Origin of the sequence: Mucilaginibacter litoreus, from assembly GCF_042676805.1 — a bacterium.
Classification (GTDB): Bacteria; Bacteroidota; Bacteroidia; order Sphingobacteriales; family Sphingobacteriaceae; genus Mucilaginibacter; species Mucilaginibacter litoreus.
Window position 1 is genome coordinate 21,814 of record NZ_JBHTHZ010000002.1, and the last position, 26,211, is coordinate 48,024.

Here is a 26,211-nt window from a genome sequence, read left to right on the forward strand (position 1 = left end):
ATCTGGTCATTTACTATACAAAGTATTAAATAATTATGTTTTTATAATATATATTTACGCTTACTTAAATCATCGCAATAACTTTAGTGAAAAAAATCCTTATCCTGTTCCTTGCATTAGCAGTACAAGTATCTGCTCAAGTACCGAAACCTAAAAAGCAAACCTTTATAAATGATTATTCTGGCGTATTAAGTGTCAATGACATTAAAACCCTTAACCAGAAAATATACATAATTCAAAAGGAATCAGATGTTCAGATGGCCGTTGTTTTAGTTGATGAAATTCCGTCGGCCTATAATATCAAAAAGTTTGCAACAGCCATTGGACGTCAATGGCATGTTGGAAAAAATCAAAGAGGTTTAGTTTACGTAGCAGCTATTAAACAGCATACACAGCGTTTAGAGGTCGCAAAAAACCTACGCAGTATTTTTACTACTAAAAAAACAGAGGCTATTTTAAGTGCTATGAAAAGCGCTTATCGAAAGGAAGATTATGCTGGTGGGCTTAAAATTTTAGTGAATAAGATACATGGAACGCTGGCCCCACAAACAGAAATTACACCAGTTGAAAGTTCTGTTGCAGAAACATCAACAGCTGTAGAAAAGGAAAAAGACAGTAAAGTTCAAAACAATAACAATGGTCAAAAAGACGAGGTCCAGGCTACCGTTATTGGCGCAATTATCTGGTTTGGTATTATTTTGCTGATAGTCATTATTTATTACAGACGTAAACTTAAAGCTCAAGAAAAGATGTTTGAAAGCATGGTTAGAATGAGCCAATCTCAACCGAACATCTACAATAATTTAAATGATGGCAGCGCAGTTAATGCCGGTTACAATGATAATACTTATCGCGGTTATAGCAGATCAGTTTCAAACCGGCGATCTTCGTCTGCAGGTAGTTTTATTACAGGTGCGGCGTTAGGCGCTGCAGGTGGGTATGGCGCACGATATCTGCAAGATAAAATAAACGAAGACCATCACAAAGAAAGCGAAGATAACAGACAAACAACGCAAGATTCTTTTGCGAACAGCACTATCACCAGCGATAATAATCCGAATAATTGGGGAAACTGGAATGAAAGCGGCAATGACGACGACAGCGGTTTTTCTGATGATGAATCCGAATCTTATAATGATAGCAATTCTACAGATAACAGTGGTTTTAGTGATGATACCGATGATTCATCGGGTAGTACATCCAATTGGTAAAACAAAAAGCTCTTTATTCTAACTCCGAGGCGTTTATAGCAAGTGTCGCCTTCCTCACTTAAACCTAACGTGGGGAGGGAATTATACTTATTGCTATAGCAAGGGCTGGTGTGGCTCCTTTCCCGGGCAAAGAAGGGGAAGGGGGGCATGCAAATGTTAACCCCTCCCTGGCCCTCCCAAGGGAGGGAACTTTAATATCATAATTGTTATTAAGGCAAGGCCTGTGCGGTTCCTTCCCTGGGGAAGGAGGAGGAAGGGGTTATGGATTAGTGCAGACCTCTCCCTGGCCCTCCCGAGGGAGGGATTTATTTTTTTGCGGATTAATACAAAGCAAGAGAGGTTGGTACTTTAATAAGGTTTCCCCTGGGCCAGGGCTTTCTCCGCACGCCGGATTGCCACGTTTTCCCGATACCGGGCATAGCGGTCTTTCAAGGCCATTTTGAGCAAGCTATCTAAGCCGCCTTTTACAGCCAGGTTATAAACACTTGCCGCTTTGCGGCTAACAGAGGCATCCCATGCACGCAAGCTTAACGAATAGGAGCCATCCAAATACTTCATCCAGTGCCAGTAACCCGTGGGCATAAAAAGCGTATCGCCATGTTCTAAAAAGGCCTCGGTGCCTGGTATACCTGCAAGTGCAGGGTATTTTTTTATGTCGGGGTTTAACACATCATAATCTTCAAGAGCATAAGTGGCGTTAGGCAGGCAGTATAAGCGGCGCTTCCATTTATTTTCAAACAAAATCACGTGCTTACGCCCGCCAAAATGAGTATGGAAAATGTGCGGAAGATCTATATCGTAATGTAAAAAGGTGACCGAATTTGAGCCGCCGAAAAACATCGCAGGCATACTTTCTAATAAGCCGCCCATTAGGTCTTTTGGCAATACAATGTCGTTAAGCAACTGTGGCGCATGCTTAAATATATTGAAGAAAAAGATGCGCAGCTCGGTAGGCTGTGAGCGTATTAAATCCATATACTCATCAAAAGGCATTTCTGCAGCGGCAGAGTTGATGGGCTTGGATGGGTCTGCTTTGGCGTTGTCGTAAAGTGGTACTACTTTATTGCCAACCACTTGCTTAAGGTACCCGGGTGTCCACTTTTCGCGTGCGGGCCAGTTGCTGGTCAATCCTTTAATAATCAGCGGCCGGCGTGGCTTTAGATAATTATTTTGAAAATCACTGGTACTGATAAAATCGACAGTATCAATAGGGGTAAGGATGAAACTCATATTTGCATCAAAGGATTATAATGCCATGTTGCACTGATCCTAATTTTGCAAATTAAACTTTGGCTTGTTTAGTAGCAGTTAAGGTGGTGTTAAATTTGCTGATCCTGCTGGTTTAGCCGACTCACCCGGTCATCGCTATCGCTCGACCACCCTCTCTCCGCGGGGCGGAAAGAGGGTATAAAAGTTTGTGTTTGTGTTTCTTACCCTCTTTGCGTAGCAGAGAGGGTCGACCAGCCGGAGGCGTAGTCGGGGTGAGTAGTTTAATATGGCTTGACTGACTCACCCGGTCATCGCTATCGCTCGACCACCCTTTCTCCGCGAGCGGAAAGAGGGTATAAAAGTTTTTGTTTGTGTTTCTTACCCTCTTTGCGTAGCAGAGAGGGTCGACCAGCCGGAGGCGTAGTCGGGGTGAGTAGTTTAAAACGGCTTCCCGTTTGCCAGGGCTTTGTTAGCACGTTTAATGGCTAAATGCTCTTTCCAGTCCATATAGCGGCTTTTAAAGTTCTTCTTCATGATATCATCAAACTTGCGCTGAAGGGTTAAATTATATAGGCTCTTGGCTTTTATGGCCCATGATTTATCCCAGGCCCGTAGGGAAATAGAGAACGAGCCATCAAGATATTTCATCCAATGCCAGTAGCCGGTAGGCATAAACAAAGTGTCGCCATGCTCAAGTATAGTTTCCTGGCCCTCGATGCCGTTCAAAGCCGGAAATTTATCAAAATCGGGGTTGGCAATGTCATAATCCTCTAATGCATAGGTTGCAAAAGGGATACAATAAAGGCGCTCACGCCATTTGTAATCAAACAAAATAACATGCTTGCGGCCGTTAAAGTGTGTATGAAAAATATGTGCCAGATCTATGTCGTAATGTAAAAAGGTAACCGAACCCTGCCCACCGAAAAACATGTTAGGATATTTATCCAGAAAGCCACCCATCAGATCTGATGGTGACCGATAATCATCCAGCAAGCCGGGAGCGTGTTTAATAGGGTCGAATAAAAATATACGAAGGTCAGTAGGTTCTTTTTGTATCAGGTCGATGTAATCGCCAAATTTCATTTCGGCAGCGGAAGCGTTGATAGGTTTTGACGGATCAGCCTTAGAGCTATCATATAAAGGAACGGTTTTATCTCCAACAACTTCTTTAAGATAATCAAAGGTCCATTTTTGAAGGGCAGGCCAGGTTTCAGTGGCCTTACGAATAACTAAAGGTTTTCGTGGTTTTAAGTAATTGTTAACAAAATCCTCTTTGCTGATATGATCAACTTTGTCAATAGCAGTTAGCAACAAGCCCATAGTAAAGTACGTTAAACAAGCAAAAATAAATATTACAAAGCTGAATGAATGCGTATTTAACGCTTTTTATATTTTCCTGACAAATGTGTACACAGGGATCAGGAGTAATTTACAAATGCACGGCAGCTTAAAAAAATAGTTCTGCAGCTATGGCATCGGCATACAACTTTCCTTTGGCGGTGAGTGTCAGGATTTGATTATTGCGCTGTAAAGTGCCGTTATCAAAAAATTGTTGCGCATTTTTTAATACCTCTGCAGGGGCGCCGGCTGCAATGTTATTCAATTTATCCAGATCAAGGCCCCATATAGTGCGGAGCGATGTCATGATATACTCGTTAAGGCGATCGCTCTCACTTAAGGTTTCTATTTCGGCCGGGATAACGTTTTCTGATATCGATTTTAGGTATCGTGCGTTGTTGGCAATGTTCCATTGCCGTGTTTCACCGTTGAAAGAGTGTGCAGAAGGACCGATACCCAGATACCTGATACCCTTCCAGTAATTGGAGTTGTGGCGGCTGTATTGGCCTGGTTTGCAAAAGTTTGATATTTCATACTGCTCAAAGCCATTGGTTTGCATGGCATCAAGCATCATATTAAACTGGTTAGCGCTTTGCTGCTCGCTCATGGGCGGTTGTTTCTTTTTGCTGATGAAAGCAGCCAGCGCGGTCTGGGGCTCAACCGTCATGCTGTAAGCAGAAATATGTGGAATGCCAAGCTGAAACATTGTGGTAAGGTTATGTTTCCATTTGGTATCTGTTAGCAGCGGGTAGCCGTATATCAGATCGGCAGTTATATTTTCAAAGCCAGCATCCTGGGCGCGCTTTACACATGCCTCGGCCTGCTGCGCACGGTGCGCACGGTTCATCCATACTAAGTCTTCGTCAAAAAAAGATTGGATGCCTATACTGAAACGGTTAACAGGCGTTTGCCTTAAAGCGTTTATCTTTTCGCGGTCCAGGTCATCAGGGTTTGCTTCAAGTGTAATTTCGGCGTCAGCGGCCACATGGTGAAATTGTGTGATTTGATTGATCAGGCGGTCGATCTCATCAGCGGATAGCACCGAAGGCGTGCCGCCTCCAAAATATATAGTTTCGATGTTTTCGTTGCCCAGGTAGTCTTTCTGCATTTCTATTTCATGCAGTATTGCCTGCATCATATCATCTTTGTATCGTAATGATGTGCTGAAATGAAAATCACAATAGTGGCAGGCCTGCCTGCAAAAGGGGATATGTATATAGATACCGGCCATCAGCCGCAAAAATCGTTATATTAATTTAATTTTAATGAGTTAAAAGGTTAGGCCTGTATCATATCTTTTGTATAGCCACCATAAATAAGATAACTTTGCGGGTTAAAAGGGTTAAATGCGCCGGCTTATCTGTTTTATTTTTTTTGCTATGGTGGTATGTTACGGCGCTTATGCGCAGGTTGATACCAATGCCGTACAACCCGATACCATAATTGTGAAGCCACGGCCGCGCTACACAGGCCCCTTGCCCTTTCTGGACTCGGTAGCCAGGGCAAGCGCGTTACATGAACAATATGTTTCAGACTCGCTGGCCATGCGCTATATTAAAGCGGCCGACCCAAACCGGCCAAACGCGTTTATCGACAGCGTACTTAAAGCAAATGCTTATAAAGGCGATCAGTTTCTTAATTTTTCATTAAAATCAAAAAAGATTTTACAAGGCTACGGGCATACCCGCCCTTCGCGCGATATATGGGTAATTGGTGTGATCATCACCTTGCTTTTATTTGCTGCAAGTATAAATATTACATCAAGTAAGGATGTCAGCAATGTTTTTCAGGCTTTTTATCAGCGTAAAAACACCGGGCAGGCCGGCAAGGAGGAAAGCCCTATAAACGCATGGACATTTATCGGCCTTTTTATTTTGTTTGGGTTTACTTTCGGCCTGTTTTTGTACCTGTTAACAACGGGTTATTACAAAGTGTATTACACTATTGCAGGCTTTCAGCTTTTCTTAACTCTGTCATTCGTAATAATTGTATTGTTTGCAGCCAAGTTTTTAGTGCTGCGGTTTATAGGTTTTGTATTTGATATTAATAAGCTTGTAAGCGAATATATATCCATATTATCATTAACTTATTTTAATATAACATTTGTGTTTTTGCCGGTTGCATTATGCTTTAGTTTGATAGCCGATACCTTTATCCCGTTTTTACTTGCAGCAACGTTAATACTTGTAATAGTTATATTTATATGGCAATACCTGCGTAGCAGCGTAGGTATTATTTCTAATTTCAGATTTCATAAGTTTTATTTATTTGTGTATCTTTGTGCCCTCGAAATTTGCCCTATATTAATACTGATAAAGGCGCTTAATATTGGATTTAGGTAGATACAAAGCATGGCATTGGAAGACAGAAAGAAAAAGGTTAAGAGTATATTAGTAACGTTACCCAAACCTGAAAATGACAAAAATCCCTACGCTGAATTGGCCAAGAAGCTGAACTTAAAGATCGATTTCCGGTCGTTTATTCATGTTGAGGGGGTGCCTGCCAAGGATTTCCGCAAAGAAAAGATCAACCTGGCCGATTTTACAGCGGTGATCTTCACCAGTCGTAATTCTGCAGATCATTTCTTCCGTATATGCGAGGAAATGCGTTTTGAAGTGCCTGCAGAGATGAAATACTTCTGCCTGTCTGAAACCATAGCGCTTTACCTGCAAAAGTATATTCAGTACCGTAAGCGTAAGATATTTTTTGGCAAACAAACGGCTGCAGACCTTGCCGAAGTTTTGAAAAAGCATTCGTCAGAAAAATTCTTATACCCATGCTCTGACGTAGCAGCCGAAGAAACACAAAAATTTCTGCTGGATAACGGGTATGATTTTACCCCGGCTGTACTGTTCCGCACGGTTTGCAGCGATTTGAGCGACCTGGCCGATGTATTTTATGATGTCATTGCATTTTTCAGCCCGTCGAGCATCCAGTCGCTATATAAAAACTTCCCTGATTTTAAACAAAATAACACCCGTATAGCGGCTTTTGGGGCCACAACCCATAAGGCTGTACTTGATGCCGGGCTAATTTTGGATATACCGGCACCTACGCCAGGCGCCCCATCCATGACCATGGCTATTGAGCAATATGTTAAACAAGCGAATAAATAATTGAATTTAAAGGTTGTTTGTTGCAACTTTTAATAGTTAAAAGCGTATAACGGTGAAAGTATTTATGTGATAACTTAAATATTTTCACCGTTTTTTTTGTTTACTATAGCAGTAAAGATAAGTTTTTTCATAAATGGTGATTTTTAACTGTTTCAGGAAAAACATTTTTGGCTTTAGGTACATTAAAAAATTAATATATTCGGGCGATTTGTCGCAGCAGGCTGGCAAACGTGTTATTGATTTTGGATATCAAATGAAACAACTATACTTTTTAATTGCAGTTTTAGCCGGTACTGTATTAACCGGTTGCGGTACGGGGGGCAATAATGGAGAGGTAACGGGGGTAAGGCAGCGGTCTTTTCGGGCAACCACGCCATTAAACATGGTTTATGTAAAAGGCGGTACTTTTTTAATGGGCCAAACAGACCAGGATGTAACCTTCGCGCAAATTGCACAAACCAAACAGGTTACCGTGTCGCCTTTCTTTATGGATGAAACGGAGATCTCCAATTCAAAGTATAAGCAGTTTGTATTCTGGGTACGCGATTCGATAGCTATCACCAATTACTTAAACGATCAGCAATACTATTTGCAGCCAAAAAATGGCGGGCAGGGCAATGCCAATGGCCGTAAATATATCAACTGGGATTATGTAGCAAAAAATCCTGTATTCAGCACCCGTGGCAGAAACGCTTCTGCAAACCAGCAAAAACTGCAAGGGTTGTATTACCAGGGCGACGACCGTATTTTTGACCGTAATGAGGTTGATGTGCGTTTGTTAAAATACAATTACTCTATCATGTCGTTACGTGATGCGTCTAACTACAGGTATGATAAAAATAAACGCCGTTCTGATTTCATTATCCGTGATACTGTTGGCGTTTACCCGGACACGCTGGTTTGGCTAAATGATTTTTCGTATGCAGCCAACGAGCCTATGGTTGAGGGTTATTTTTCGCACCCTGCTTTTCGCAATTACCCGGTTGTGGGTGTTACCTGGCGCCAGGCGAGGGCGTTTACCGTATGGCGCACACGTTTAATGGATGGCGCTAAAGACAAAAAACATTTGCCACATAACCCGGCTTTTGACCTTCCGGACGAAGCGCAGTTTGAGTATGCTGCACGAGGCGGCCGTATCGGTACAGATTATCCATGGGGAGGCCCGTATATTAAAAACGCCAAAGGCTGTTTAATGGCCAACTTTAAACCGGGCCGCGGTAATTATACAGACGATGGCGGGGCATATACTGTAAACGTTCGCTCTTACTTCCCTAATGATTTTGGTTTGTACAATATGGCTGGTAACGTTGCCGAGTGGACATCATCGGCCTACGATGAATCTGCATCTACATTTGTGCATGACCTGAACCCTACATTCAGATATGAAGCTAAAGCTGCCGACCCGGAAGTGTTAAAACGCAAGGTGGTTCGTGGCGGTTCTTGGAAAGATATTGGTTACTTTTTACAAAACTCCACCCGCAGTTTTGAGTACCAGGATACCGCAAAATCATACATCGGTTTCCGTTGTGTAACTATTTACCCCGGCAGGGATATCAAAGACAAACGTTAATCAAAATAAAAACAATCAAACAAGTATACTTTTAAAATTATGGCTGGAAAGAAAAAACCTTACGGAATAGGTAACATCGTTTCATGGGGGGCTACCGTGGTTATTGTGGGTTTAATGTTTAAAATTTTGCACTGGCCTGGCGCTACCTACTTTATTGCAGGTGGTTTAACGGTTGAAGCATTATTATTTTTACTGTTAGGCTTTCAACGCGAAGACAAAGAGATTGACTGGACAAGGGCCTATCCCGAGCTTGACGAAGATTATAAGGGCGAGTTGCCTGCAGCATCTGCAAGGCCGGTAGCAGCAGTTGCGTCAGGTTATTCAAACACAGTAGCGCTTGATAAAATGCTTGAGGATGCCAAGATCGGCCCTGAGCTTATCAGCAGCCTTGGTGAAGGTTTAAGGACCTTTGGCGATAAAGTAAACTCTATATCACGGGTTACAGATGCAGGCGATGCTACTATTGCTTTTACTAATAAAGTAAAACAGGCAACCGCCAGCTACGATAATTTAAGCTCAGCATTTGAAAAGGCATCTGCCAATCTTAATGAGATGGCTAACACTAATATGGATACCAAGGCTTACCACGAGCAGGTAAACAATCTGGCTAAAAATCTTTCATCTTTAAACGCTGTATACGAACTGGAACTGCAGGATTCAAGCGCGCACTTAAAATCGATGAACAAGTTTTATCAAAACCTTTCATTAACTATGAACAACTTCAACGAGTCGCTTGAAGATTCAAAACAGTTTAAAGAAGAGGTAGGCCGTTTAGCTAAAAACCTGGCATCATTAAATGCTATTTATGGTAATATGCTAACTGCTATGAACCAGCCGCGTGTTTAACCAATTTATTTGATAGTATTCAACAGCAGAAAAGTATAAAGCATGGCCGGAGGTAAAGAAACCCCAAGACAGCGAATGATAGGTATACTGTACCTGGTTCTTTTAGGGCTTATTGCTCTAAACGTACCAGACAGTTTGCTGGACGCATTCAGAAATATCACAAACAGTTTAGATAAATCAAGAGCTAACGTAACCACCGGTATACAAAATACCTACTCGGCATTTGAGCAAACCAAGCTTAAGGAACAGCCAGAGCGTGCTAAACCTATTTATGATAGGGCTAAGCAGGCGAGTAAGATAGCCGAAGATCTGAACAATTACATTGAATCATTAAAAGCAACCCTTATAAAAGAGGGAGGGGGCATTAACCCAACCATTAATGATGTTGATGCAAGGGACAACCTTGATATATCGCCACGCGTAATGGTTGAGCAAAAAAATGCCGACAAATTGCGCAAGATGATTGATGAAACCCGTGATAAATTAATAAACATACTGCCCGAACGCGAAAGGCAGGGTGTAAACTTCTCGTTAAACGCCATCGACCCGCCAAAAAACGGCGATGTAAAAAAATCATGGCAGGAAGCTAACTTTGGAGATGGCATTCCGCTGGGTGCTGCCCTGACAACGTTAGCGAAAATACAAGCCGACGCCAAAAATGCCGAAAACGAAGTTGTCAAGAAAATATTAGGTGAGGTAGACCAGGCCGTAGTTAACCTGGATAAATTCAGCGCGGTTGCAGTTGCACCGTCAAGCTATGTGATAGCAGGACAACCATACACAGCAGAGGTGTTCCTTACCGCTTCAGATTCAAAATCAAGCCCCGACATCAGCGTTAATGGTAATAAGCTTGCCGTGCAGGATGGTAAGGGTAAGTATAGCGTAAGCACCGGTTCTGAGGGTACATTTACATGGGTAGGTACTATACGTGTACGCCAAAATGACGGCACTTATAAAGAGTATAAAACAACCCCTCAAACCTACCAGGTAGCGCGCCCATCGGCAGTTGTATCTCCTGATAAAATGAACGTATTGTATATTGGCGTGGATAACCCTTTATCAGTATCTGCGCCAGGCGTTGCCAAAGAAAACCTCAAAGTGAGCATGAGCGGCGGCTCTATCAGTGGTTCAAATGGCCACTATGTTGCCAAAGTAAGCTCGATAGGTACAGCTAAGGTGACTGTTACAGGCGACAAGGGTACTGTGCTGGGTACTTCAACATTCCGTGTAAAACGTATACCAGATCCTAAAGCGATGTTTGCCGGTAAAAGCGGTGGCTCTACAAGCGCTGCCAACATCCGCGGTCAGGATAGGTTATTTGCACGCCTGGATAACTTTGATTTCGACGCGAAATTTAACGTAACAAGGTTTACCCTTATAGTGATCAAACCTCGCCAGGATGCCATGATATTGACAACAAGCGGAGGCGAACTATCTGGAGCTATGCGCGCGGCCACCAATACCGTTACACCGGGTTCAACCGTTGTATTTAAAGATATTGTTGCGGTTGGCCCCGATGGTACCCAGCGCGGGCTGGATGCAATAGTGTTGACGGCTAATTAATAGAAGGATATGAAAAAGAGATATTTGGTTATTTTGCTTTGCCTTGCTTGCAGTGTTAGCTTTGCGCAGCGCAGAAAAACAACCACCAGAAAGAAAAAACCGGTGGCAACGGCACAAGCTACGCCTCAAACATCTTTAGCGGGTGCGTCTGAAACCAACACCGCAGGCGTTGCGCCTATAGATACCGGCAGAAAGCCTTTTGACAGGCCATTGGATGGTTATTACAAAAAAAATAATATCCTTAGCGCAAGAGTAACTCCTTATGCTAATCTGCGCGAAGCCGATGTAATGTTTGCCAAACGCGTATGGCGTGAAATTGATGTGCGCGAAAAAATGAACCAATATCTGGCATCGCCAAAGCAAAGGCTTATTGATGTACTGATGGCTGCTATTGATGCGGGCGAATTGACTGCTTATGATCCAACGGCATCTAAAGACGACCCGAACGGGGATAGTTTTTCAAAACCCTTATCTGCTGCGCAGGCACGAGGTAAAATGGCTGATAGCGCTGTAGTTGATAAGTTTGACCAGGATGGAAACAAAATAGGATCAGTAGTGCAGGCCGGCGAATTCAATCCGGATAGTATCGTGAAATTCAGGATCAAAGAGGACTGGGTGTTTGATAAACAACGCTCTATTTTTGAACCACGTATAATTGGTATTGCCCCGCTGATAAAACCTAAAGCAGCAGGCCTTGACCTGGATTACCAGCCAGTGTTCTGGATATATTTTCCTGAAGCCCGCCCTATACTGGCCACCAAAGAGGCGGTTAGCCGTAACAACGATGCTACCGGCCTAAGCTTTGACGATTGCTTTGTAAAACGCTTGTTTGCGAGCTACATTGTCAAGGAGTCTAACGACAGGGACGAACGAATACGTGATTATGCACAAGGCATAGATAAGTTATACGAATCGGAAAGGATAAAAAAGAACCTGTTAGACTGGGAGCTTAACCTTTGGGAATACTAATGGTGAGTGGTGAGTAGGAAATAGTGAGTAATTAAATTACTAAAATATAAGCCCCGCTTGTTATACAGGCGGGGCTTTTCGTTTTAAGCTTTTATGGTAGTAAACCACCCGCCTTTTGTTCGCTAACCTCGGGATTAAAGTAAGCCGCTATGGCTTTGGCTTGTTTAAGATTAACTACTTCCTGTAGTTCTGTCTCGGTAGCCTCTCTTATTTTCTTGACCGACTTAAAGTATTTTAAAAGCTTTTCGGCGGTGGTTTTCCCTATCCCGGCAATCAGTTCCAGTTCGGTTGCCAATGTGCCTTTATCACGCTTTTTACGGTGGGCGGTTATACCAAAACGGTGGGCTTCGTCTCGTAATTGCTGAATAACCTTTAAGGTTTCGGACTTTTTATCTAGATACAAAGGATACTGGTCGCCGGGGTAATAAAGTTCTTCCAGCCTTTTGGCGATGCCTATAACGGTCACCTGCTTATCAATACCTAACAGCTTCAGGCTTTTCAATGCAGACGATAGCTGCCCTTTACCACCATCAATAATGATCAGTTGAGGCAGGCCTGTATCCTCGTCTAAAACGCGACGGTAGCGGCGGTAAACCGCTTCTTCCATGGTGGCAAAATCGTTAGGGCCTTCTACAGTTTTTACGTTGAAAAAGCGGTAGTCTTTTTTTGATGGTCTGGCATCTTTAAAAACCACGATTGCCGATACCGGGTATTTACCCTGAAAGTTTGAGTTATCAAAGCACTCGATATGCCTTGGCAACTGGTTCATGCGCAAGTCTTTCATCATTTGGGTAAGCAGCCGCTCGGTGCGTACCTCGGGGTTCAGTTTTTCGTACTGATCGATCTTTTCTTTTTTAAAGAATTGTACATTCTTCTGCGACAGGTCGAGCAGTTTCCTTTTTTCGCCCAGTTTAGGTACCGTGAATTTGATGCGGCTGTCTTCAAGGTCAATGTCAAACGGTACGATGATCTCTTTAGAGTGACTGTTATAACGGCTCCTGAACTCGCTGATGGCTATGCTCAGTAGCTCTTCATCAGTTTCATCCAGGCGCTTCTTAAGCTCAATAGTTTGGGTTTGTATGATAGTACCGTTCATCACCTTTAAATAGTTTACAAAGGCGTATTTTTCTTCAGAGGCGATACTGAAAACATCTACATCAGTTATAGACGAGTTAACCACTGTTGATTTGCTCTGGTAATTTTCCAGCAGGTCCGACTTTCTTTTCAACCGGTGTGCCAGCTCAAAATTCAGATCGGCAACAGCCTCGTCGATATCACGCTTAAGGTTACGCACCACATTCCCTATCTTACCGTTAAGCACATCGGTTATCTCGCTGATGTTGTTATTGTAATCCTCTTCCGACTGCAGATCCTGGCAAGGGCCTTTGCAGTTGCCTAACTGGTACTCCAGGCACACTTTAAACTTGCCTTTTTCGATATTCTCACGAGTTAAGGCGAGGTTACAGGTGCGCAATGGATAGGTTTCTTTTATCAGGCCCAGTATGGTATGCATCATGCTAACAGATGCATAAGGGCCAAGGTACTTCGATCCGTCGCGTATGATACGGCGAGTCCAGTAAATGCGTGGATAGTTTTCGTTCTTGATGATGATCCAGGGATAGGTCTTATCATCCTTAAGCATTACATTGTAGCGGGGCTGATGCTTTTTGATCAGGCTGTTTTCAAGCAGCCATGCATCTACCTCGGTGTCAACAATGGTAAATGTTATCTTACGTATCTTAGATACAAGGACGCGTGTTTTGCCATTTAACTGCGTGTCCTTATTAAAATAGGAGGATACACGGTTGCGCAGGTCCTTTGCCTTACCAATATATATCAGCTCGTTTTCGCTGTCCCAATACTGGTAAACCCCCGGCCTGTGCGGTATATTTTTTAAAGCTTCCCTGTAATCAAATTTTTCCATGTCATGGTTAACTGGTTCATTAGCTCACTGGTTTATTGGTTTCGCTTTTCACTGCCAACTTACCTATGAACTTTAAATACGCATTTAACTTGAGATGAATGATATTCAGTTTTTCAAGCTGCATATTGAACCCTTCTTCACTTATCAGCCCCCTGTTTTTCGCCTTTTTTAGCCAGCTTTTAGTTTCCATTACTGAACCTCTGCTGAAAAAGCAAAAATTTCTGTTTTCTTTATAATGATATCTGCCATAACCCTCAGCAATATTTGCGCTAATAGAATCAGCCGACCTTACAATTTGCTTTCCAACTGTGTTTTTAGCAAATGAATCCCATTTTTCTACCAACAACCAAATTTCGTCACTGAATGTTTCGGCCAACTGGTATAGCTCTAAATCTTCAAGAATGTAATAACTCACTTTTATAACTATTACCAGTTAACTAATAAACCAATGAGCTGATAAACCAGTAAACAAACTCAAAAATCCAACTTCTTCTCTACTTCTGTAGTGCCTTTTTGCTGCTGGCTGTAGGCATTGCAATCCAGCGTAATGGTTACGCCCGACTTTGGCGGGGCAAAATCAACACTCTTTTTGATGCCCAGCGCCGGATTGGCATAAACTTTCTTCATGTACAGGGCAAAGATAGGCAATGCCGTATTAGCGCCTTCTCCTAAACGTGTTGAGCGGAAGTGAATATCACGGTCCTCACAACCTGTCCATACACCGGTGACCAATTGTGGTGTAATGCCAATGAACCAACCGTCGGAGTTATCATTAGTAGTACCGGTTTTACCACCAACAGGGTTGGTAATGCCATATTTACTTCTTAAACGCCAACCAGTACCTTCATCAACAACACCTTTTAGCATGTAGGTCATTACGTAGGCGGTTTGCGGGTTCATGGCCTGTACTACCCGTGGCGAGTGGTTATATAAAACATTTCCGTTTTTGTCCTCAATCCTAAGCAGGTAGGTAGGCTCTGTCCACAGCCCCTGGTTGGCAAAAACGCCGTATGCTCCGGTCATATCAAATACAGACGCGTCAAACGTACCAAGGCAGATAGAAGGGTATGCAGGCACATTGCTGGTAATTCCCATTTTCTTTATCAGGTCTGCCACGGGTTGGGGTTTTACCTCGTTCATCACATAAGCGGTTACCCAGTTTTGTGAGCGGGCAAGCGCAGTGCGCAAAGTTATTACACCCGGTACAGTTTCGCTTGGTGATGAGCGTGGTGTCCAGTCGGCCCCGTAACCGGTAATGGTTACAGGTTCGTTTGCTACCTGCATGCAGGGTGAAAATCCTTCTTCAATAGCTACCGCATAAGTAAACGGTTTGGCGGTAGAGCCCACCTGCCGTGTACCCATTTTTACCTGATCGTATTTAAAATGCTCAAAATTGGTACCACCTACCCATGCTTTCACATAACCGGTGGTAGGGTCCATACTCATCAGGGCATTGCGCAGCATCATTTTACAGTACACGATCGAGTCGATAGGTTTCATTACCGTATCTATATCGCCACGCCATGTAAAAAGGTTCATTTTTGAAGGCGTATTAAATTCTTCCTTGATCTCATCATCAGATTTGCCCTGCTGTTTGGCGGCAAGGTAGCGGTCCGACCGTTTCATGCCCTTATCCAGCAGCGATTTAAACGTAGGGATGGTTTTCCATAAGCTTATACCTTTCCAATGCGCATTGAATTGTGCCTGAAGCGTGCGCATATACTCTTTCTGGGCTTCTTCGGCATACTTCTGCATGGTAGCATCAATAGTGGTGTAGATCTTTAAGCCGTCGCGGTCCAGATCGTAAGGCGTAGTACCGTCTGGTTTAAATATGGCCTTATCAACAAGTATTTTTTGTACCTCTTTTTTTAGTACCGCCCTAAAATAAGTTGCAATACCGTCGTTATGATCTATCGGATGGAATTTGAGTCCAAGTGGCTTTGTTTTATACTCATCAGCCTGCCCGTCGCTTAAATAGCCTTCCTCGCCCATGCGTCGTAAAACAAAGTTACGGCGGTTAAGCGCGTTTTCGGGGTGATTGATAGGCGAGTAAATGCCCGGCCCGTTGATCATGCCGATAAGTAAGGCAGCCTGGTCGGGCGTGAGTTTATCGGGAGTGGTATTAAAATAAGTGCGCGACGCCGAGCTGATACCATAAGTATTATAAGCTCCAAAATCCACCGTGTTTAAGTACAGGGTGAGTATTTCTTCTTTAGTATAGTTGCGCTCTATTTTAACAGCGGTTATCCATTCCTGCAGTTTTTGTATAACCCGTTTAAATACATTATGCGACCGCTCTGAGAATAAGTTAAGCGCCAGCTGCTGCGTAATGGTGCTACCACCCTGCTTTTTACCTACCAGATTATACAGCACTATGGAGAATGTACGCTGAAAATCTATACCGGAGTGCTGGTAAAAACGTGCGTCTTCGGTTGCTATAAGTGCGTTGATCACATTTGGTGAAATTTGCTTATAAGTAACGCTTGTGCGGTTTTTGATATAATATTTCCCTATTATCTGGTTATCGGCAGATAGTACCTGCGATGCCTGGTCGCTTTTAGGGTTTTCAAGCTCCCGGAAAGAGGGAAGCGGCCCGAATACCTGGAATGCTATTAATAATAACATGATTACAAACAGCGCAAAGCAGGCAATAAAAAATCGCCAGAAATACCAGTTATATTGTCTTATATCCTGTTGAGCAAGTTTAGCCTTCATTCTTTTCAATAATTGTTTTCGTAATACTCGATATAGCTATCCAGTGTATTTTTGTCGGCTAATTTATCCAGATTTTCCTTTGTAATGATAAAAAAGCTGTATTTATCCTTAGGTACCTTCATAATATCAGGCATCAGAGGGATAATGGCGCGGGCATAATCCTTTACATTGTTCAGATTTGAAAAACGTCCAACATAGATCAACTGATTATCGGCGCCCACAAATTTTAGCTGATGCCTGATGTTGTTACCCTGAAAATTTACCCGGTTAAACTGCCCGATACCAAAACGTGATGATGCCAGATTAGTTGTGCCCAAACTAACATTTACTACAAAATAATAATTGGTGCTATCGCTTCTGTTAAAGATAGACGGCAATGGCTTTGCAGGTGTAGGTGCGGATTGTTCTGGCGGAACTGTAACCGGTTCAGGTTTCTTTTCGGGTTCTGTATGAGTTATTTCTGATGCTTTTTCCGGTATCACAGGAGCAGCGGCTTCAACCTTTTTTTCTTCCGGCTTACGTACATCAGGTACAATTTCCATTTTTGCGGCAGGTACCCGGTATTCGGTTTTTTCCTGGTATACTATCGGGATGGTAAACAACGGGTCGTTCAGTTCGCGGTCGGTTAAAACAATCTTACGCGAAGCTAATTCTGCCTGGTTGGCTGCTATATACGCCAGGTGACTGTTGACAAGCGGTGTAATCAGCCTGTCGTCCGGGTATTTGCTGACTATCTGTTGCAAATCGGCATTAAACGGGTCCAGTGTTTCCTGATGGCCGGCAGCAAAAGCACGCAGGTAATATAATTGGGCGGCGTACCGATTATTCGGGTACTGGCTTAACAGGGCGTCAGCAGCAGTAATTACCTGCGCATATTGTTTAGCCGCATACAAATCATAAACTTTATTATATAACAGGCTAAAGCCGGTAATATCATCGTTAAGATGCTTGCCATACTCAGGGTCCAGGATAGTCTTAGCAAAAGGTGTTTCAGGATATTTACTAATCAGCAGAGCTTTATATCCGTCTGCTTGTGCTGCGTCTGTTTCGCTATACAAACGGTACAGGTTATAGTAGATGGCCGGCAGGTTATTATTATCCGGAAAGCGGGCCAGTATCTGCTTATAAGCTGCTATAGCTTCATTTTTATCGTTCAGTTCATCCCTATAAAAATTGGCGATATCCATGTAAGCCTCAAAAATACGCCTGTTGGATTGCGTTAGTAGGGCAGGAGTGAGCGGTAAATTATTCACTATATCCTGCCGGTAGCCGCTTGCTGTAACCATAAAAGGATCGGCTATATTCTGAGCAGCGTTTAATGGGGCGTCGGGATCTGTAGCGGCTATGGCTGCCTGGTTATTTTGTGTTATATCGCTTTCGGCACGGTTAGCCCTGCGCCAGTTGTCTTCCAGTTTACGGTTTCCCCAAATACGCTTAAAAATGGCAATACCCTGGCTTATTGCCCTGCTGTTATTAAAATAAAAGTTGCCACCATAGGGCATACTTTCCGCAGGCGCCTGATTAACATTTATTGCACCCTTTGCCTGTGCCTGGCTAACGGCCGTAGGTTGCGAGTGCAGCGTGTAAGCGTCAACCATTTTATCAATCATGGCTTCGCGAGTGGGCTCGTCCAGTTTGGCCAGCATCTGCAGCGTATCTTCGCGACTGATGATTTGCAGCTTGTCGGCAAGTAGCTGCAAGTTGTCGCTTTTTTTACGGATGCTGTTATATTTAGGATATCCGGGCGGAAGGTTCAGCAACGTACTATCATAATATTGCTTAGCCAGCGCGTACTGTGCTTTATCCTTAAAATAAATATCGGCCATTCGCAAAAACGAAAGCCCTTTCTGGGGCTGGTTCCTGGTACTGCTTTTTACCGACTGCTTGTAACTGTTTAAGGCGCTGTCTACTGCTCCTGCGTTGTATTGCAGCCCGGCAATCTGGTAATAGATCTGGTCGGCAAAGTCGGTGTTGTTAGGGTTTTTAAGCAGGCTGCGCAAACGGGCTGTTTTAGTAAGCTTTACGCCGCTTTGCCTGTCTTCGATGCGTATCCTGTTAAGATTGGCATTAAAAGCCATATCGAAAAAGGCATTGCTTTTAGCTACCTTATTATAACTGGCAATGGCATCGGCGGGCTTGTTATTAAGTTCCTGTAACTGTGCTAATATGAATGTCCAGCGCAATTCCTGCACGTTGGTATGACTATATTGAATGGCAAGTTTTGCCATTTCTTCGGCATCAGGATAATCGCGCACATTGATATCATATTGTAGTTTTGATGCATAAACATCGGCGGTTATGCGTTTTTTTGGGTTGATGTTGATAAGCGCGCTATCCAACGTAATCTTGGCCTCGGCCGGCTGATTGATGTAAAGTAAGGCGCGCGCTTTATAAACCAATGCTTCCTGTTTCAAATCGGGCTGGTTACCAAACGAACGGACAACATAATTGGCATATTCTATGGCATCAAAAAAATTGGCATCATAAAAATTAGCCTTGCTTAGTAGTAAATAGGCATCGCCCAGGTAGCGGCTCTGTTCCTTAACACTGATAATTTTATTGGCGCGTGCTTTAACGGCATCCATATCAGGGTCGGGGTTATCGCGATTGTTTGCAATGGTATCGCGGTAAACGCTTAAAAGTTCGCTGTAATCATCAATGTACGATGCTTCATACAATTCCTGTTTTTGCCTTAGCTGTTCATTAGCGTTAAAAAGTATGTTGAATTTCGCGGTAAGGTTTTGCATGCCGCGGTTAAAAGCGGTTTTTTTCTCGAACGAGCAGCTACAAATAAGTAAAATAGCTGCAAAAGCTGCAATTCTGTAACATTTTAATATAATGGAAATAGAAGTTCGGCTCAATGGAAACTGGTTGTTTAAACGACATAACCGCAGCATGGCGGGTTTATTATAAACGGCATTGAAATGCCATGCTAAAATACTAAACATTATGCAATAGGTTTAATAAATTTGCCCGATGGCAGAAAATGAACAAAATGGAAATAACGGTAAAAAGGTAGTCAACGCCTATGCAAAATACACAGGTATAGCTTTCCAGATGATTGCTGTGATAGGTATTTTTGCTTTTGCAGGTTACAAAATTGATGAGGCTACCGCACATACTACCAAGTGGGTTACAGCAACCTTGTCTCTGGCCGGTGTTTTTGTGTCATTATACTTAGTAGTAAGGGCGGTAAAAGATTGAAAATGTTGAAAGTTTTTTTTCAGTTTGCTGCCTTTGTTGCGCTGCTTTGCGTGGCGCCCGTTGCACTTATTTTCACAGGGCATGATGCCTGGCTGGTGCCTAAATTTTGGGTGCTGTTTTTCTTTATAACTGCCTTTACATTTTTGGTAATTGTGTCAATGCAGGCTATACAGCGCATTAAGCCCGATTTATTTGCCCAAACCTTCCTGGCAACTACCATTGTAAAGATGCTTGCCTGCATGGGTTTTGCACTGGTTTTTGTGTCAAAAATACACATCGACAACGCCGTTTTTTTGTGTAATTTTTGTTATTTATATTTCTTGAATACCGCCTTTGAAGTTTACATTTTGTTGCGTAACTTGCGCAACCAAAATTGAAAGCAAAAAACACTCATTTAATGTATTTAAGCCATATTTTGAATTCAAAAAAAATAGCTTTAAGCCTTATTTTAGGCGTTTTTCTGGTGTTTGTCACTTGTAAAACTTTTGCTATACAGCATGAAGAGCATGCGGCCGTAACTGAAGAAACCCACAACCAGGAAGAGTTTAGCCCGAGTGAGGTGATACTTGAACACATTGCCGATTCGCATAGCTGGCATTTGTGGGGAACAACTACTATTCCGCTGCCTGTAATACTGTATACAGATAAAGGATTTGAGGTTTTTTCTTCAGCGCATTTTGAGCATGGTCATGCCGATTATGCCGGTAAGTATTATACCTATCGTTTAATAAAAGATAAAGTTAGCATTGTTGGCCCGGGCGAAGAGCTTACTGCCGGTGCTAATATGCTGAATGTGCATGGTAAACTTATTGATCTTTCAATCACTAAAAACGTGGTAAGCCTTTGGCTTTCCATCATTATATTGCTGGTTATATTTTTAAGTGTATCTGCAGCTTATAAAAAGCGCGAAGGTAAAGCGCCTAAAGGTTTACAATCTTTCCTGGAGCCTATTATCCTGTTTGTGCGCGATGATATTGCCCGCCCTAATATCGGTTACAAATATCAGCGCTTTATGCCGCTGCTTTTAACCGTGTTTTTCTTTATCTGGATCAATAACCTTATAGGCCTGGTGCCATTCTTTCCAGGTGGCTCTAACCTTACCGGTAACATCGCTGTAACTTTTGTACTGTCAATTATTACTTTAATAGTGGTTAACGTTAACGGTAACAAATACTACTGGAAACACATTTTTGCTCCGGATGTGCCTTTTTGGCTTTACCCTATCATGTGGCCGGTGGAGCTTGTAGGTATTATATCAAGGCCGTTCGCGTTGATGATACGTTTATTTGCCAACATCACAGCAGGGCACATTATCGTATTAAGCTTAATATCACTGATATTTGTTTTCAAAAGCTTTGCGATAGCCCCGGTGTCTGTAGCGTTTGTGGTGTTTATGGATGTGCTTGAGTTGCTGGTAGCAGCGCTGCAGGCGTTTATCTTTACTTTGCTTACGGCTTTGTTCATAGGTACAGCTATTGAAGAGCATCACCATTAATTTTGTAAATAACTATATACATATATTCACTTTTAAATTTAAAACAATGATTGGAAGTATTGCTGCATTAGGTGCAGGTTTAGCAGTAATCGGTGCTGGTATCGGTATCGGCCAGGTAGGTGGTAAAGCGATGGAAGGTATCTCTCGCCAGCCTGAAGCTGCTTCAAAAATCCAAACTGCTATGATCATTGCTGCCGCTCTTATCGAGGGTGCTGCTCTGTTCGGTGTGGTTGTATCATTCCTGGGCTTAAAATAATTTAACCCGGAACAAAATTTAACCGTATCTGCAGCGGTTGGCGGCAGATACGGTTATTAAAAGATCAAAGACATTTAAACTTTAAAATAAAAAATGGAATTAGTAACTCCTGAAATTGGTTTGGTTTTTTGGACCACGGTATCGTTTTTAGTGCTGTTCTTTATTTTGGCAAAATTTGCCTGGAAACCTATAATGGGCGCTATAGACGATCGCGAACGCTCTATTGAAGATGCTTTGCTTAAAGCAGAAGCTGCAAAAGAGGAGATGAGCCGCCTTACTAATGAAAACGAGGTGTTGTTGAAACAGGCCCGTGCCGAGCGTGATCAGATACTTTCTGAAGCTAAGAAGATAAAGGATAACATTATTGCCGAAGCTAAAGAAGCTGCCCATACAGAAGGTGCACGCCAGATAGAACTGGCACGTATAGAAATTAACAATCAGAAAGCTATTGCAATGGCCGATGTTAAAAACCAGGTAGCTGAATTATCTATACAGGTTGCTGAAAAAATACTTCAAACCCAGTTACAGGATCAGCAAAAGCAAGATGAACTGGTAGCACAATTGTTAAAAGAAGTGAAATTATAGTTTAGATATGAGGTATCAGATATGAGAGGTTAGACTTTACGTTCGCTATCTCAAATCTAACATCTCAAATCTCACATCTCAAAAGAATATGTCAGAAGTAACCATAGGAATAAGATACGCCAAATCATTGATTGATCTTGCTCAGGAACAAAATATTGTTGATGAGTTAAAGGCCGATATGGATACCTTTCTTCAAACGCTGAAAGGGTCGCCCGAGCTTAAAGCTGTATTGAGTAATCCTATTATTGCTCATGTGAAAAAAACGCAGATAATAAATGCTGTTTTTGGCAACATCGTAAACAAGGCTACCCTTGGGTTTTTTAAACTGATGGTAGATAAGGGCCGAGGCGAAATTATTTATACTACTGCTAAGGAATATATAAACCTATACAATGTGGCTAAGAACATTACCAAAGCTTCTATTGTATCTGCCGCTCCTTTATCGGCAGCAAATAAAAAGGTTATTGCTGATGAGTTACAAAGTGCTATTGGCGGTACCATACAACTGGACGCTAAGGTTAATGCCGAACTTATAGGTGGTTTTGTTTTAACCGTAGGTGGAAGGCAACTGGATACCAGCGTACAAAGCAGCCTGAAAAAATTAAAGAAAGATTTTGCCGCTAAGGCAGTTTAATAAAAACAATAAAACTCTAATAAATACAAAAATGGTAGAGGTAAGACCCGACGAAGTATCAGCAATTTTGCGTCAGCAATTAGCGGGCTTTAAGTCAGAATCTGAGTTAGAAGAAGTGGGTACCGTACTGCAGGTAGGTGACGGTATTGCACGCGTTTACGGATTATCTAAAGTACAATCAGGTGAGCTGGTTGAGTTTGATAGCGGTTTACAAGGCATCGTACTTAACCTTGAAGAAGATAACGTGGGTGTGGTATTGTTAGGTAAGTCTGACGATGTTAAAGAAGGTGATACTGTTAAACGTACCAACCGCATTGCATCAATTAACGTTGGCGAAGGTATGCTTGGCCGTGTTGTTGATACATTGGGTAACCCTATCGATGGTAAAGGCCCTATTGTTGGCGAAACGTATGAAATGCCGCTTGAACGTAAAGCGCCGGGTGTTATTTACCGCCAGCCGGTAACAGAGCCGTTGCAAACAGGTATCAAAGCTATCGATGCGATGATCCCTATCGGCCGTGGCCAGCGTGAGTTGGTTATTGGCGACCGCCAGACTGGTAAAACCGCGGTTTGTATCGATACTATCATCAACCAAAAAGAATTTTATGATGCCGGCAAACCGGTTATCTGTATATATGTTGCCTGCGGACAGAAAGCTTCTACCGTAGCAAACATTGTGCGTACGCTTGAAGAGAACGGCGCTATGCCTTACTCTATCATTGTTGCTGCAAACGCTTCAGACTCTGCTACCATGCAGTTCTTTGCTCCGTTTGCCGGTGCTGCAATTGGCGAGTACTTCCGCGATACCGGCCGCCCGGCATTGATCGTTTATGATGATCTTTCTAAACAGGCAGTTGCTTACCGCGAGGTTTCGTTATTACTTCGTCGCCCACCGGGCCGTGAGGCTTATCCTGGTGACGTATTCTACCTGCACAGCCGTTTATTAGAGCGTGCCGCTAAGATCAACTCAAATGACAGCATCGCTCAGCAAATGAACGACCTGCCGGAGTCTATCAAAGGCATTGTTAAAGGTGGTGGTTCGTTAACAGCGCTTCCGATCATCGAAACACAAGCGGGTGACGTATCTGCCTATATACCAACCAACGTAATTTCAATTACCGATGGCCAGATATTCCTGGAATCTAACTTGTTCCTGGCAGGTATCCGTCCGGCTATCAACGTAGGTATTTCGGTATCACGTGTGGGTGGTAACGCGCAGATCAAATCGATGAAGAAAGTTGCCGGTACCTTAAAGCTTGACCAGGCACAGTACCGCGAACTTGAGGCTTTCTCAAAATTCGGGTCAGACCTTGATGCTTCAACCAAGAACGTAATTGATAAGGGCGCACGTAACGTGGAGATCCTTAAACAAGGGCAGTACTCTCCGGTATCTGTTGAAAAGCAGGTAGCCATTATTTACTTAGGTACTAAAAACCTGATGCGTAATGTGCCTATCAATAAAATAAAAGCTTTTGAAAATGAATTTACCACCCAGCTTGAACTGCGCCACCCTGAGGTGCTTGCAGCACTTAAAGCAGGTAAATTTGATGATCAGCTAACCGGCGTACTTGAAACCGTAGCTAAGGAAATAGCAGCGAACTATTAATTAGATGTGAGATATGAGATGTGAGTATTGAGATATACTTACATCTCATACTAAATAATAATAGGGATAGGGTTTGAAGTGAGTTGCTCTCACGTCTCAAATCTCATATCTCAAATCTCAAAAAATGGCTAATTTAAAAGAAGTAAGAAACAGGATTGCGTCTGTAAATTCAACTCAGCAGATCACTAAAGCCATGAAAATGGTTTCGGCGGCAAAGCTGAGAAGGGCTACCGATGCCATTGTACAATTGCGCCCGTACGCAAGCAAATTAAAAGATCTGCTTGCCAACCTTTCTGCAAGTCTTGAGGATGGTGCTTCGCCATATTTGCAGGATCGCGAACCGGCACGTGTGCTGGTAGTAGTTGTTACCTCTAACCGTGGTTTGGCAGGTGCTTTTAATACCAATGCTATTAAAGCTGCCAACAACCTTATCAACGAAAAATACAGCGCTCAGCTAAAAGCTGGTAATGTATCAGTTGTTGCTATCGGTAAAAAAGGGCACGACTTTTATACCCGCCGCAAGTATAATGTGATTGGTAACCACAACGACCTTTATCTTGACCTTAACTTCATCAATGCTTCAAAGATAACTGAAGAAATAATGAAGGGTTTTGTTAATGGACAGTATGACCGTGTTGAACTGGTGTATAACCACTTCAGGAATGCGGCCGTACAGTACCTTATAACAGAGCAATTGTTACCGGTACCAAAAGCCGAAAAGGAAACTAAAGAAGCAACTGCTTCTAAAAAAGAAGCTACTACGGAAAGCCAGGTTGATTACATACTCGAGCCTTCTAAAGAAGAGATTGTTGAACAGCTTATCCCTAAGAATATAAAGATTCAGCTTTACCGTGCAGTGCTGGATTCAAATGCATCTGAACATGGTGCGCGTATGACTGCAATGGATAAAGCAACAGAAAACGCCGGCGAGTTACTGAAAGCTTTAAAACTTTCATACAATCAGGCACGCCAGGCAGCTATCACCACTGAGCTTACCGAGATTGTGAGCGGTGCAGCAGCTCTTGCAGGCTAATCCACATTTTAAAATATAATAAGAAAGGCTTTCCAATTTGGAAAGCCTTTCTTATTTGGTGCTATTTTAGTACACTTTGTCATGGTGAGCTTGTCGAACCATTGTCAAAGCGTACAGGTCTTCGACAGGCTCAGACGGACACAAGGTTAGTTTTAATGAGCCTGCTTTGTCATGGTGAGCTTGTCGAACCATTGTCAAAGTGTACAGGTCTTTGACGGGTTCAGACGGACATGCTTTATTCGACATATTACACCAGAGGATTAGCCGAATATTCCTTCCACAATTCCTCAACCGTTTTTCCGGTAAGATCTTTAAAAGTATTATTGGTATAAGTGTGTTTGCGCATAATATCATCCAGCTTTTTAACGGTGCCCTTTTTAACCTTTTTCTCTATCCAGGTAAAAAAACGAGCGGTGACGCGGTAGCTGTTATCAAAATTTTGAGTGGGTTTATAGTCGGGTAATTTCCAGCCTGCCGCCGCATTGGCTACACCATGCTCATTACGGGCATAATCGGCAATGCCTTCGGTAATCCACCATGGTCCGTTGGTTTGGCCGTAATCCTGCACAATGTGCATTACTTCATGGGTAACCACGTCAATATCGCCCGGGTGCTTGGTCATGTATTCGGAGCTGAACACTACACGCCCGTTATCAGTAGCGGCCACGCCATGATAAGCCGTATCAATAAAAAAAGCCACCTGTTTTAAGCTGTTCTTGTTGTACTCTTTAACCAGTCCGGGATAAACCTCAAAAAAAGTATTGATCAGTTTATCTTTCAAGCCTTTGTCAAAGTTATCGTCGTTACCGGATACGATAAGCGTGTAACCGTTTTTTTTCAGCGTATCTATGCCACCGGCAAAGCTCGCGCCTGCATATATGCTGCATAGTAGTAGTAATGCGTATTTTTTCATAATGGCAAATGTAGCTTAAATGCC

General features: G+C 42.8%; 23 protein-coding genes. 15 read left to right on the forward strand and 8 right to left on the reverse strand.

Annotated elements, in window-relative coordinates; genetic code table 11:
- Nucleotides 1-86: 86 nt before the first annotated feature.
- Complete coding sequence (locus ACFQZX_RS03410; protein ID WP_377111311.1) at nt 87-1,211, forward strand: TPM domain-containing protein; 1,125 nt, start codon at nt 87-89, stop codon at nt 1,209-1,211.
- Nucleotides 1,212-1,559: 348 nt separating this feature from the next.
- Here the strand turns inward: ACFQZX_RS03410 and ACFQZX_RS03415 are convergent, their stop codons facing one another.
- The 3 genes from ACFQZX_RS03415 to hemW all read right to left on the reverse strand — a co-directional run bounded on the left by ACFQZX_RS03415 (nt 1,560) and on the right by hemW (nt 4,989).
- Nucleotides 1,560-2,441, reverse strand: coding sequence for a cupin-like domain-containing protein (locus ACFQZX_RS03415; protein WP_377111313.1), 882 nt, complete (start codon nt 2,439-2,441; stop codon nt 1,560-1,562).
- Nucleotides 2,442-2,858: 417 nt separating this feature from the next.
- Complete coding sequence (locus ACFQZX_RS03420; RefSeq protein ID WP_377111314.1) at nt 2,859-3,740, reverse strand: cupin-like domain-containing protein; 882 nt, start codon at nt 3,738-3,740, stop codon at nt 2,859-2,861.
- Nucleotides 3,741-3,867: 127 nt separating this feature from the next.
- Complete coding sequence (gene hemW, locus ACFQZX_RS03425) at nt 3,868-4,989, reverse strand: radical SAM family heme chaperone HemW (protein ID WP_377111316.1); 1,122 nt, start codon at nt 4,987-4,989, stop codon at nt 3,868-3,870.
- Nucleotides 4,990-5,137: 148 nt separating this feature from the next.
- On the opposite strand from hemW, the gene ACFQZX_RS03430 reads away from it, so the two are divergent.
- The 6 genes from ACFQZX_RS03430 to porN all read left to right on the forward strand — a co-directional run bounded on the left by ACFQZX_RS03430 (nt 5,138) and on the right by porN (nt 11,822).
- A complete protein-coding gene (locus ACFQZX_RS03430) occupies nt 5,138-6,100 on the forward strand; it encodes a DUF4271 domain-containing protein (RefSeq protein WP_377111317.1) in 963 nt (320 codons plus the stop codon).
- Nucleotides 6,101-6,109: 9 nt separating this feature from the next.
- Nucleotides 6,110-6,874, forward strand: coding sequence for a uroporphyrinogen-III synthase (locus tag ACFQZX_RS03435; RefSeq protein ID WP_377111319.1), 765 nt, complete (start codon nt 6,110-6,112; stop codon nt 6,872-6,874).
- Between the two features lie 253 nt (nt 6,875-7,127).
- Complete coding sequence (porK, locus tag ACFQZX_RS03440; protein WP_449288923.1) at nt 7,128-8,444, forward strand: type IX secretion system lipoprotein PorK/GldK; 1,317 nt, start codon at nt 7,128-7,130, stop codon at nt 8,442-8,444.
- A gap of 39 nt (nt 8,445-8,483) precedes the next feature.
- The gene (gene porL, locus ACFQZX_RS03445; RefSeq protein ID WP_377111322.1) at nt 8,484-9,290 is read left to right on the forward strand and encodes a type IX secretion system motor protein PorL/GldL; all 807 of its coding nucleotides are present in this window, start codon (nt 8,484-8,486) and stop codon (nt 9,288-9,290) included.
- 42 nt (nt 9,291-9,332) lie between these two features.
- On the forward strand, nt 9,333-10,853 hold the full coding sequence (gene porM, locus ACFQZX_RS03450) for a type IX secretion system motor protein PorM/GldM (protein WP_377111323.1): 1,521 nt from the start codon (nt 9,333-9,335) through the stop codon (nt 10,851-10,853).
- A gap of 9 nt (nt 10,854-10,862) precedes the next feature.
- On the forward strand, nt 10,863-11,822 hold the full coding sequence (gene porN, locus ACFQZX_RS03455) for a type IX secretion system ring subunit PorN/GldN (protein ID WP_377111324.1): 960 nt from the start codon (nt 10,863-10,865) through the stop codon (nt 11,820-11,822).
- A 91-nt stretch (nt 11,823-11,913) separates the two neighbouring features.
- Here porN and uvrC read toward each other — a convergent pair whose 3' ends face one another.
- Genes uvrC through porW form a run of 4 tightly spaced genes read right to left on the reverse strand, consistent with a single transcriptional unit; the run spans nt 11,914 to nt 19,409 of the window.
- The gene (gene uvrC / locus ACFQZX_RS03460) at nt 11,914-13,746 is read right to left on the reverse strand and encodes an excinuclease ABC subunit UvrC (RefSeq protein WP_377111325.1); all 1,833 of its coding nucleotides are present in this window, start codon (nt 13,744-13,746) and stop codon (nt 11,914-11,916) included.
- A gap of 19 nt (nt 13,747-13,765) precedes the next feature.
- Nucleotides 13,766-14,161, reverse strand: a complete 396-nt coding sequence (locus ACFQZX_RS03465) for a four helix bundle protein (RefSeq protein ID WP_377111326.1) — start codon at nt 14,159-14,161, stop codon at nt 13,766-13,768.
- Between the two features lie 59 nt (nt 14,162-14,220).
- Nucleotides 14,221-16,461 (reverse strand): penicillin-binding protein 1A, encoded by a 2,241-nt coding sequence (locus ACFQZX_RS03470; protein ID WP_377111327.1) that lies wholly within the window; start codon nt 16,459-16,461, stop codon nt 14,221-14,223.
- 5 nt (nt 16,462-16,466) lie between these two features.
- Nucleotides 16,467-19,409 carry a type IX secretion system periplasmic lipoprotein PorW/SprE gene (gene porW, locus ACFQZX_RS03475; RefSeq protein WP_377111328.1) on the reverse strand — a complete coding sequence of 981 codons (2,943 nt, stop codon included), beginning with the start codon at nt 19,407-19,409 and terminating at the stop codon, nt 16,467-16,469.
- 28 nt (nt 19,410-19,437) lie between these two features.
- On the opposite strand from porW, the gene ACFQZX_RS03480 reads away from it, so the two are divergent.
- The 8 genes from ACFQZX_RS03480 (at nt 19,438) to atpG (ending at nt 25,274) form a co-directional block, all read left to right on the forward strand.
- Nucleotides 19,438-19,665 (forward strand): AtpZ/AtpI family protein, encoded by a 228-nt coding sequence (locus ACFQZX_RS03480; protein WP_377111330.1) that lies wholly within the window; start codon nt 19,438-19,440, stop codon nt 19,663-19,665.
- A gap of 2 nt (nt 19,666-19,667) precedes the next feature.
- Nucleotides 19,668-20,042 carry a hypothetical protein gene (locus tag ACFQZX_RS03485; RefSeq protein ID WP_377111331.1) on the forward strand — a complete coding sequence of 125 codons (375 nt, stop codon included), beginning with the start codon at nt 19,668-19,670 and terminating at the stop codon, nt 20,040-20,042.
- A gap of 38 nt (nt 20,043-20,080) precedes the next feature.
- Nucleotides 20,081-21,160, forward strand: a complete 1,080-nt coding sequence (gene atpB / locus ACFQZX_RS03490) for a F0F1 ATP synthase subunit A (protein ID WP_377111333.1) — start codon at nt 20,081-20,083, stop codon at nt 21,158-21,160.
- Between the two features lie 46 nt (nt 21,161-21,206).
- On the forward strand, nt 21,207-21,416 hold the full coding sequence (gene atpE, locus ACFQZX_RS03495; RefSeq protein ID WP_022830206.1) for an ATP synthase F0 subunit C: 210 nt from the start codon (nt 21,207-21,209) through the stop codon (nt 21,414-21,416).
- 93 nt (nt 21,417-21,509) lie between these two features.
- Complete coding sequence (atpF, locus tag ACFQZX_RS03500; protein WP_377111335.1) at nt 21,510-22,001, forward strand: F0F1 ATP synthase subunit B; 492 nt, start codon at nt 21,510-21,512, stop codon at nt 21,999-22,001.
- Between the two features lie 88 nt (nt 22,002-22,089).
- Entirely contained in the window at nt 22,090-22,635 is a 546-nt protein-coding gene (gene atpH, locus ACFQZX_RS03505) for an ATP synthase F1 subunit delta (protein WP_377111337.1), read from the forward strand.
- A gap of 31 nt (nt 22,636-22,666) precedes the next feature.
- Entirely contained in the window at nt 22,667-24,241 is a 1,575-nt protein-coding gene (atpA, locus tag ACFQZX_RS03510) for a F0F1 ATP synthase subunit alpha (protein ID WP_377111338.1), read from the forward strand.
- Between the two features lie 124 nt (nt 24,242-24,365).
- The gene (gene atpG / locus ACFQZX_RS03515; RefSeq protein ID WP_377111340.1) at nt 24,366-25,274 is read left to right on the forward strand and encodes an ATP synthase F1 subunit gamma; all 909 of its coding nucleotides are present in this window, start codon (nt 24,366-24,368) and stop codon (nt 25,272-25,274) included.
- Between the two features lie 247 nt (nt 25,275-25,521).
- Here the strand turns inward: atpG and ACFQZX_RS03520 are convergent, their stop codons facing one another.
- Nucleotides 25,522-26,187 carry a basic secretory protein-like protein gene (locus tag ACFQZX_RS03520; protein WP_377111341.1) on the reverse strand — a complete coding sequence of 222 codons (666 nt, stop codon included), beginning with the start codon at nt 26,185-26,187 and terminating at the stop codon, nt 25,522-25,524.
- Between the last annotated feature and the right edge of the window lie 24 nt (nt 26,188-26,211).

What these genes read in the sequence shown, in the direction of transcription:
- porL (WP_377111322.1), top strand. Translation starts at nt 8,484, where the DNA reads ATGGCTGGAAAGAAAAAACCTTACGGAATAGGTAACATCGTTTCATGG.
- atpH (WP_377111337.1), top strand. Translation starts at nt 22,090, where the DNA reads ATGTCAGAAGTAACCATAGGAATAAGATACGCCAAATCATTGATTGAT.
- ACFQZX_RS03435 (WP_377111319.1), top strand. Translation starts at nt 6,110, where the DNA reads ATGGCATTGGAAGACAGAAAGAAAAAGGTTAAGAGTATATTAGTAACG.
- atpG (WP_377111340.1), top strand. Translation starts at nt 24,366, where the DNA reads ATGGCTAATTTAAAAGAAGTAAGAAACAGGATTGCGTCTGTAAATTCA.
- uvrC (WP_377111325.1), bottom strand. Translation starts at nt 13,746, where the DNA reads ATGGAAAAATTTGATTACAGGGAAGCTTTAAAAAATATACCGCACAGG.
- hemW (WP_377111316.1), bottom strand. Translation starts at nt 4,989, where the DNA reads ATGGCCGGTATCTATATACATATCCCCTTTTGCAGGCAGGCCTGCCAC.
- porK (WP_449288923.1), top strand. Translation starts at nt 7,128, where the DNA reads ATGAAACAACTATACTTTTTAATTGCAGTTTTAGCCGGTACTGTATTA.
- atpF (WP_377111335.1), top strand. Translation starts at nt 21,510, where the DNA reads ATGGAATTAGTAACTCCTGAAATTGGTTTGGTTTTTTGGACCACGGTA.
- porM (WP_377111323.1), top strand. Translation starts at nt 9,333, where the DNA reads ATGGCCGGAGGTAAAGAAACCCCAAGACAGCGAATGATAGGTATACTG.
- atpE (WP_022830206.1), top strand. Translation starts at nt 21,207, where the DNA reads ATGATTGGAAGTATTGCTGCATTAGGTGCAGGTTTAGCAGTAATCGGT.
- ACFQZX_RS03430 (WP_377111317.1), top strand. Translation starts at nt 5,138, where the DNA reads ATGGTGGTATGTTACGGCGCTTATGCGCAGGTTGATACCAATGCCGTA.
- atpA (WP_377111338.1), top strand. Translation starts at nt 22,667, where the DNA reads ATGGTAGAGGTAAGACCCGACGAAGTATCAGCAATTTTGCGTCAGCAA.
- ACFQZX_RS03480 (WP_377111330.1), top strand. Translation starts at nt 19,438, where the DNA reads ATGGCAGAAAATGAACAAAATGGAAATAACGGTAAAAAGGTAGTCAAC.
- ACFQZX_RS03415 (WP_377111313.1), bottom strand. Translation starts at nt 2,441, where the DNA reads ATGAGTTTCATCCTTACCCCTATTGATACTGTCGATTTTATCAGTACC.
- ACFQZX_RS03485 (WP_377111331.1), top strand. Translation starts at nt 19,668, where the DNA reads ATGTTGAAAGTTTTTTTTCAGTTTGCTGCCTTTGTTGCGCTGCTTTGC.
- ACFQZX_RS03470 (WP_377111327.1), bottom strand. Translation starts at nt 16,461, where the DNA reads ATGAAGGCTAAACTTGCTCAACAGGATATAAGACAATATAACTGGTAT.
- porW (WP_377111328.1), bottom strand. Translation starts at nt 19,409, where the DNA reads ATGTTTAGTATTTTAGCATGGCATTTCAATGCCGTTTATAATAAACCC.
- ACFQZX_RS03420 (WP_377111314.1), bottom strand. Translation starts at nt 3,740, where the DNA reads ATGGGCTTGTTGCTAACTGCTATTGACAAAGTTGATCATATCAGCAAA.
- porN (WP_377111324.1), top strand. Translation starts at nt 10,863, where the DNA reads ATGAAAAAGAGATATTTGGTTATTTTGCTTTGCCTTGCTTGCAGTGTT.
- ACFQZX_RS03520 (WP_377111341.1), bottom strand. Translation starts at nt 26,187, where the DNA reads ATGAAAAAATACGCATTACTACTACTATGCAGCATATATGCAGGCGCG.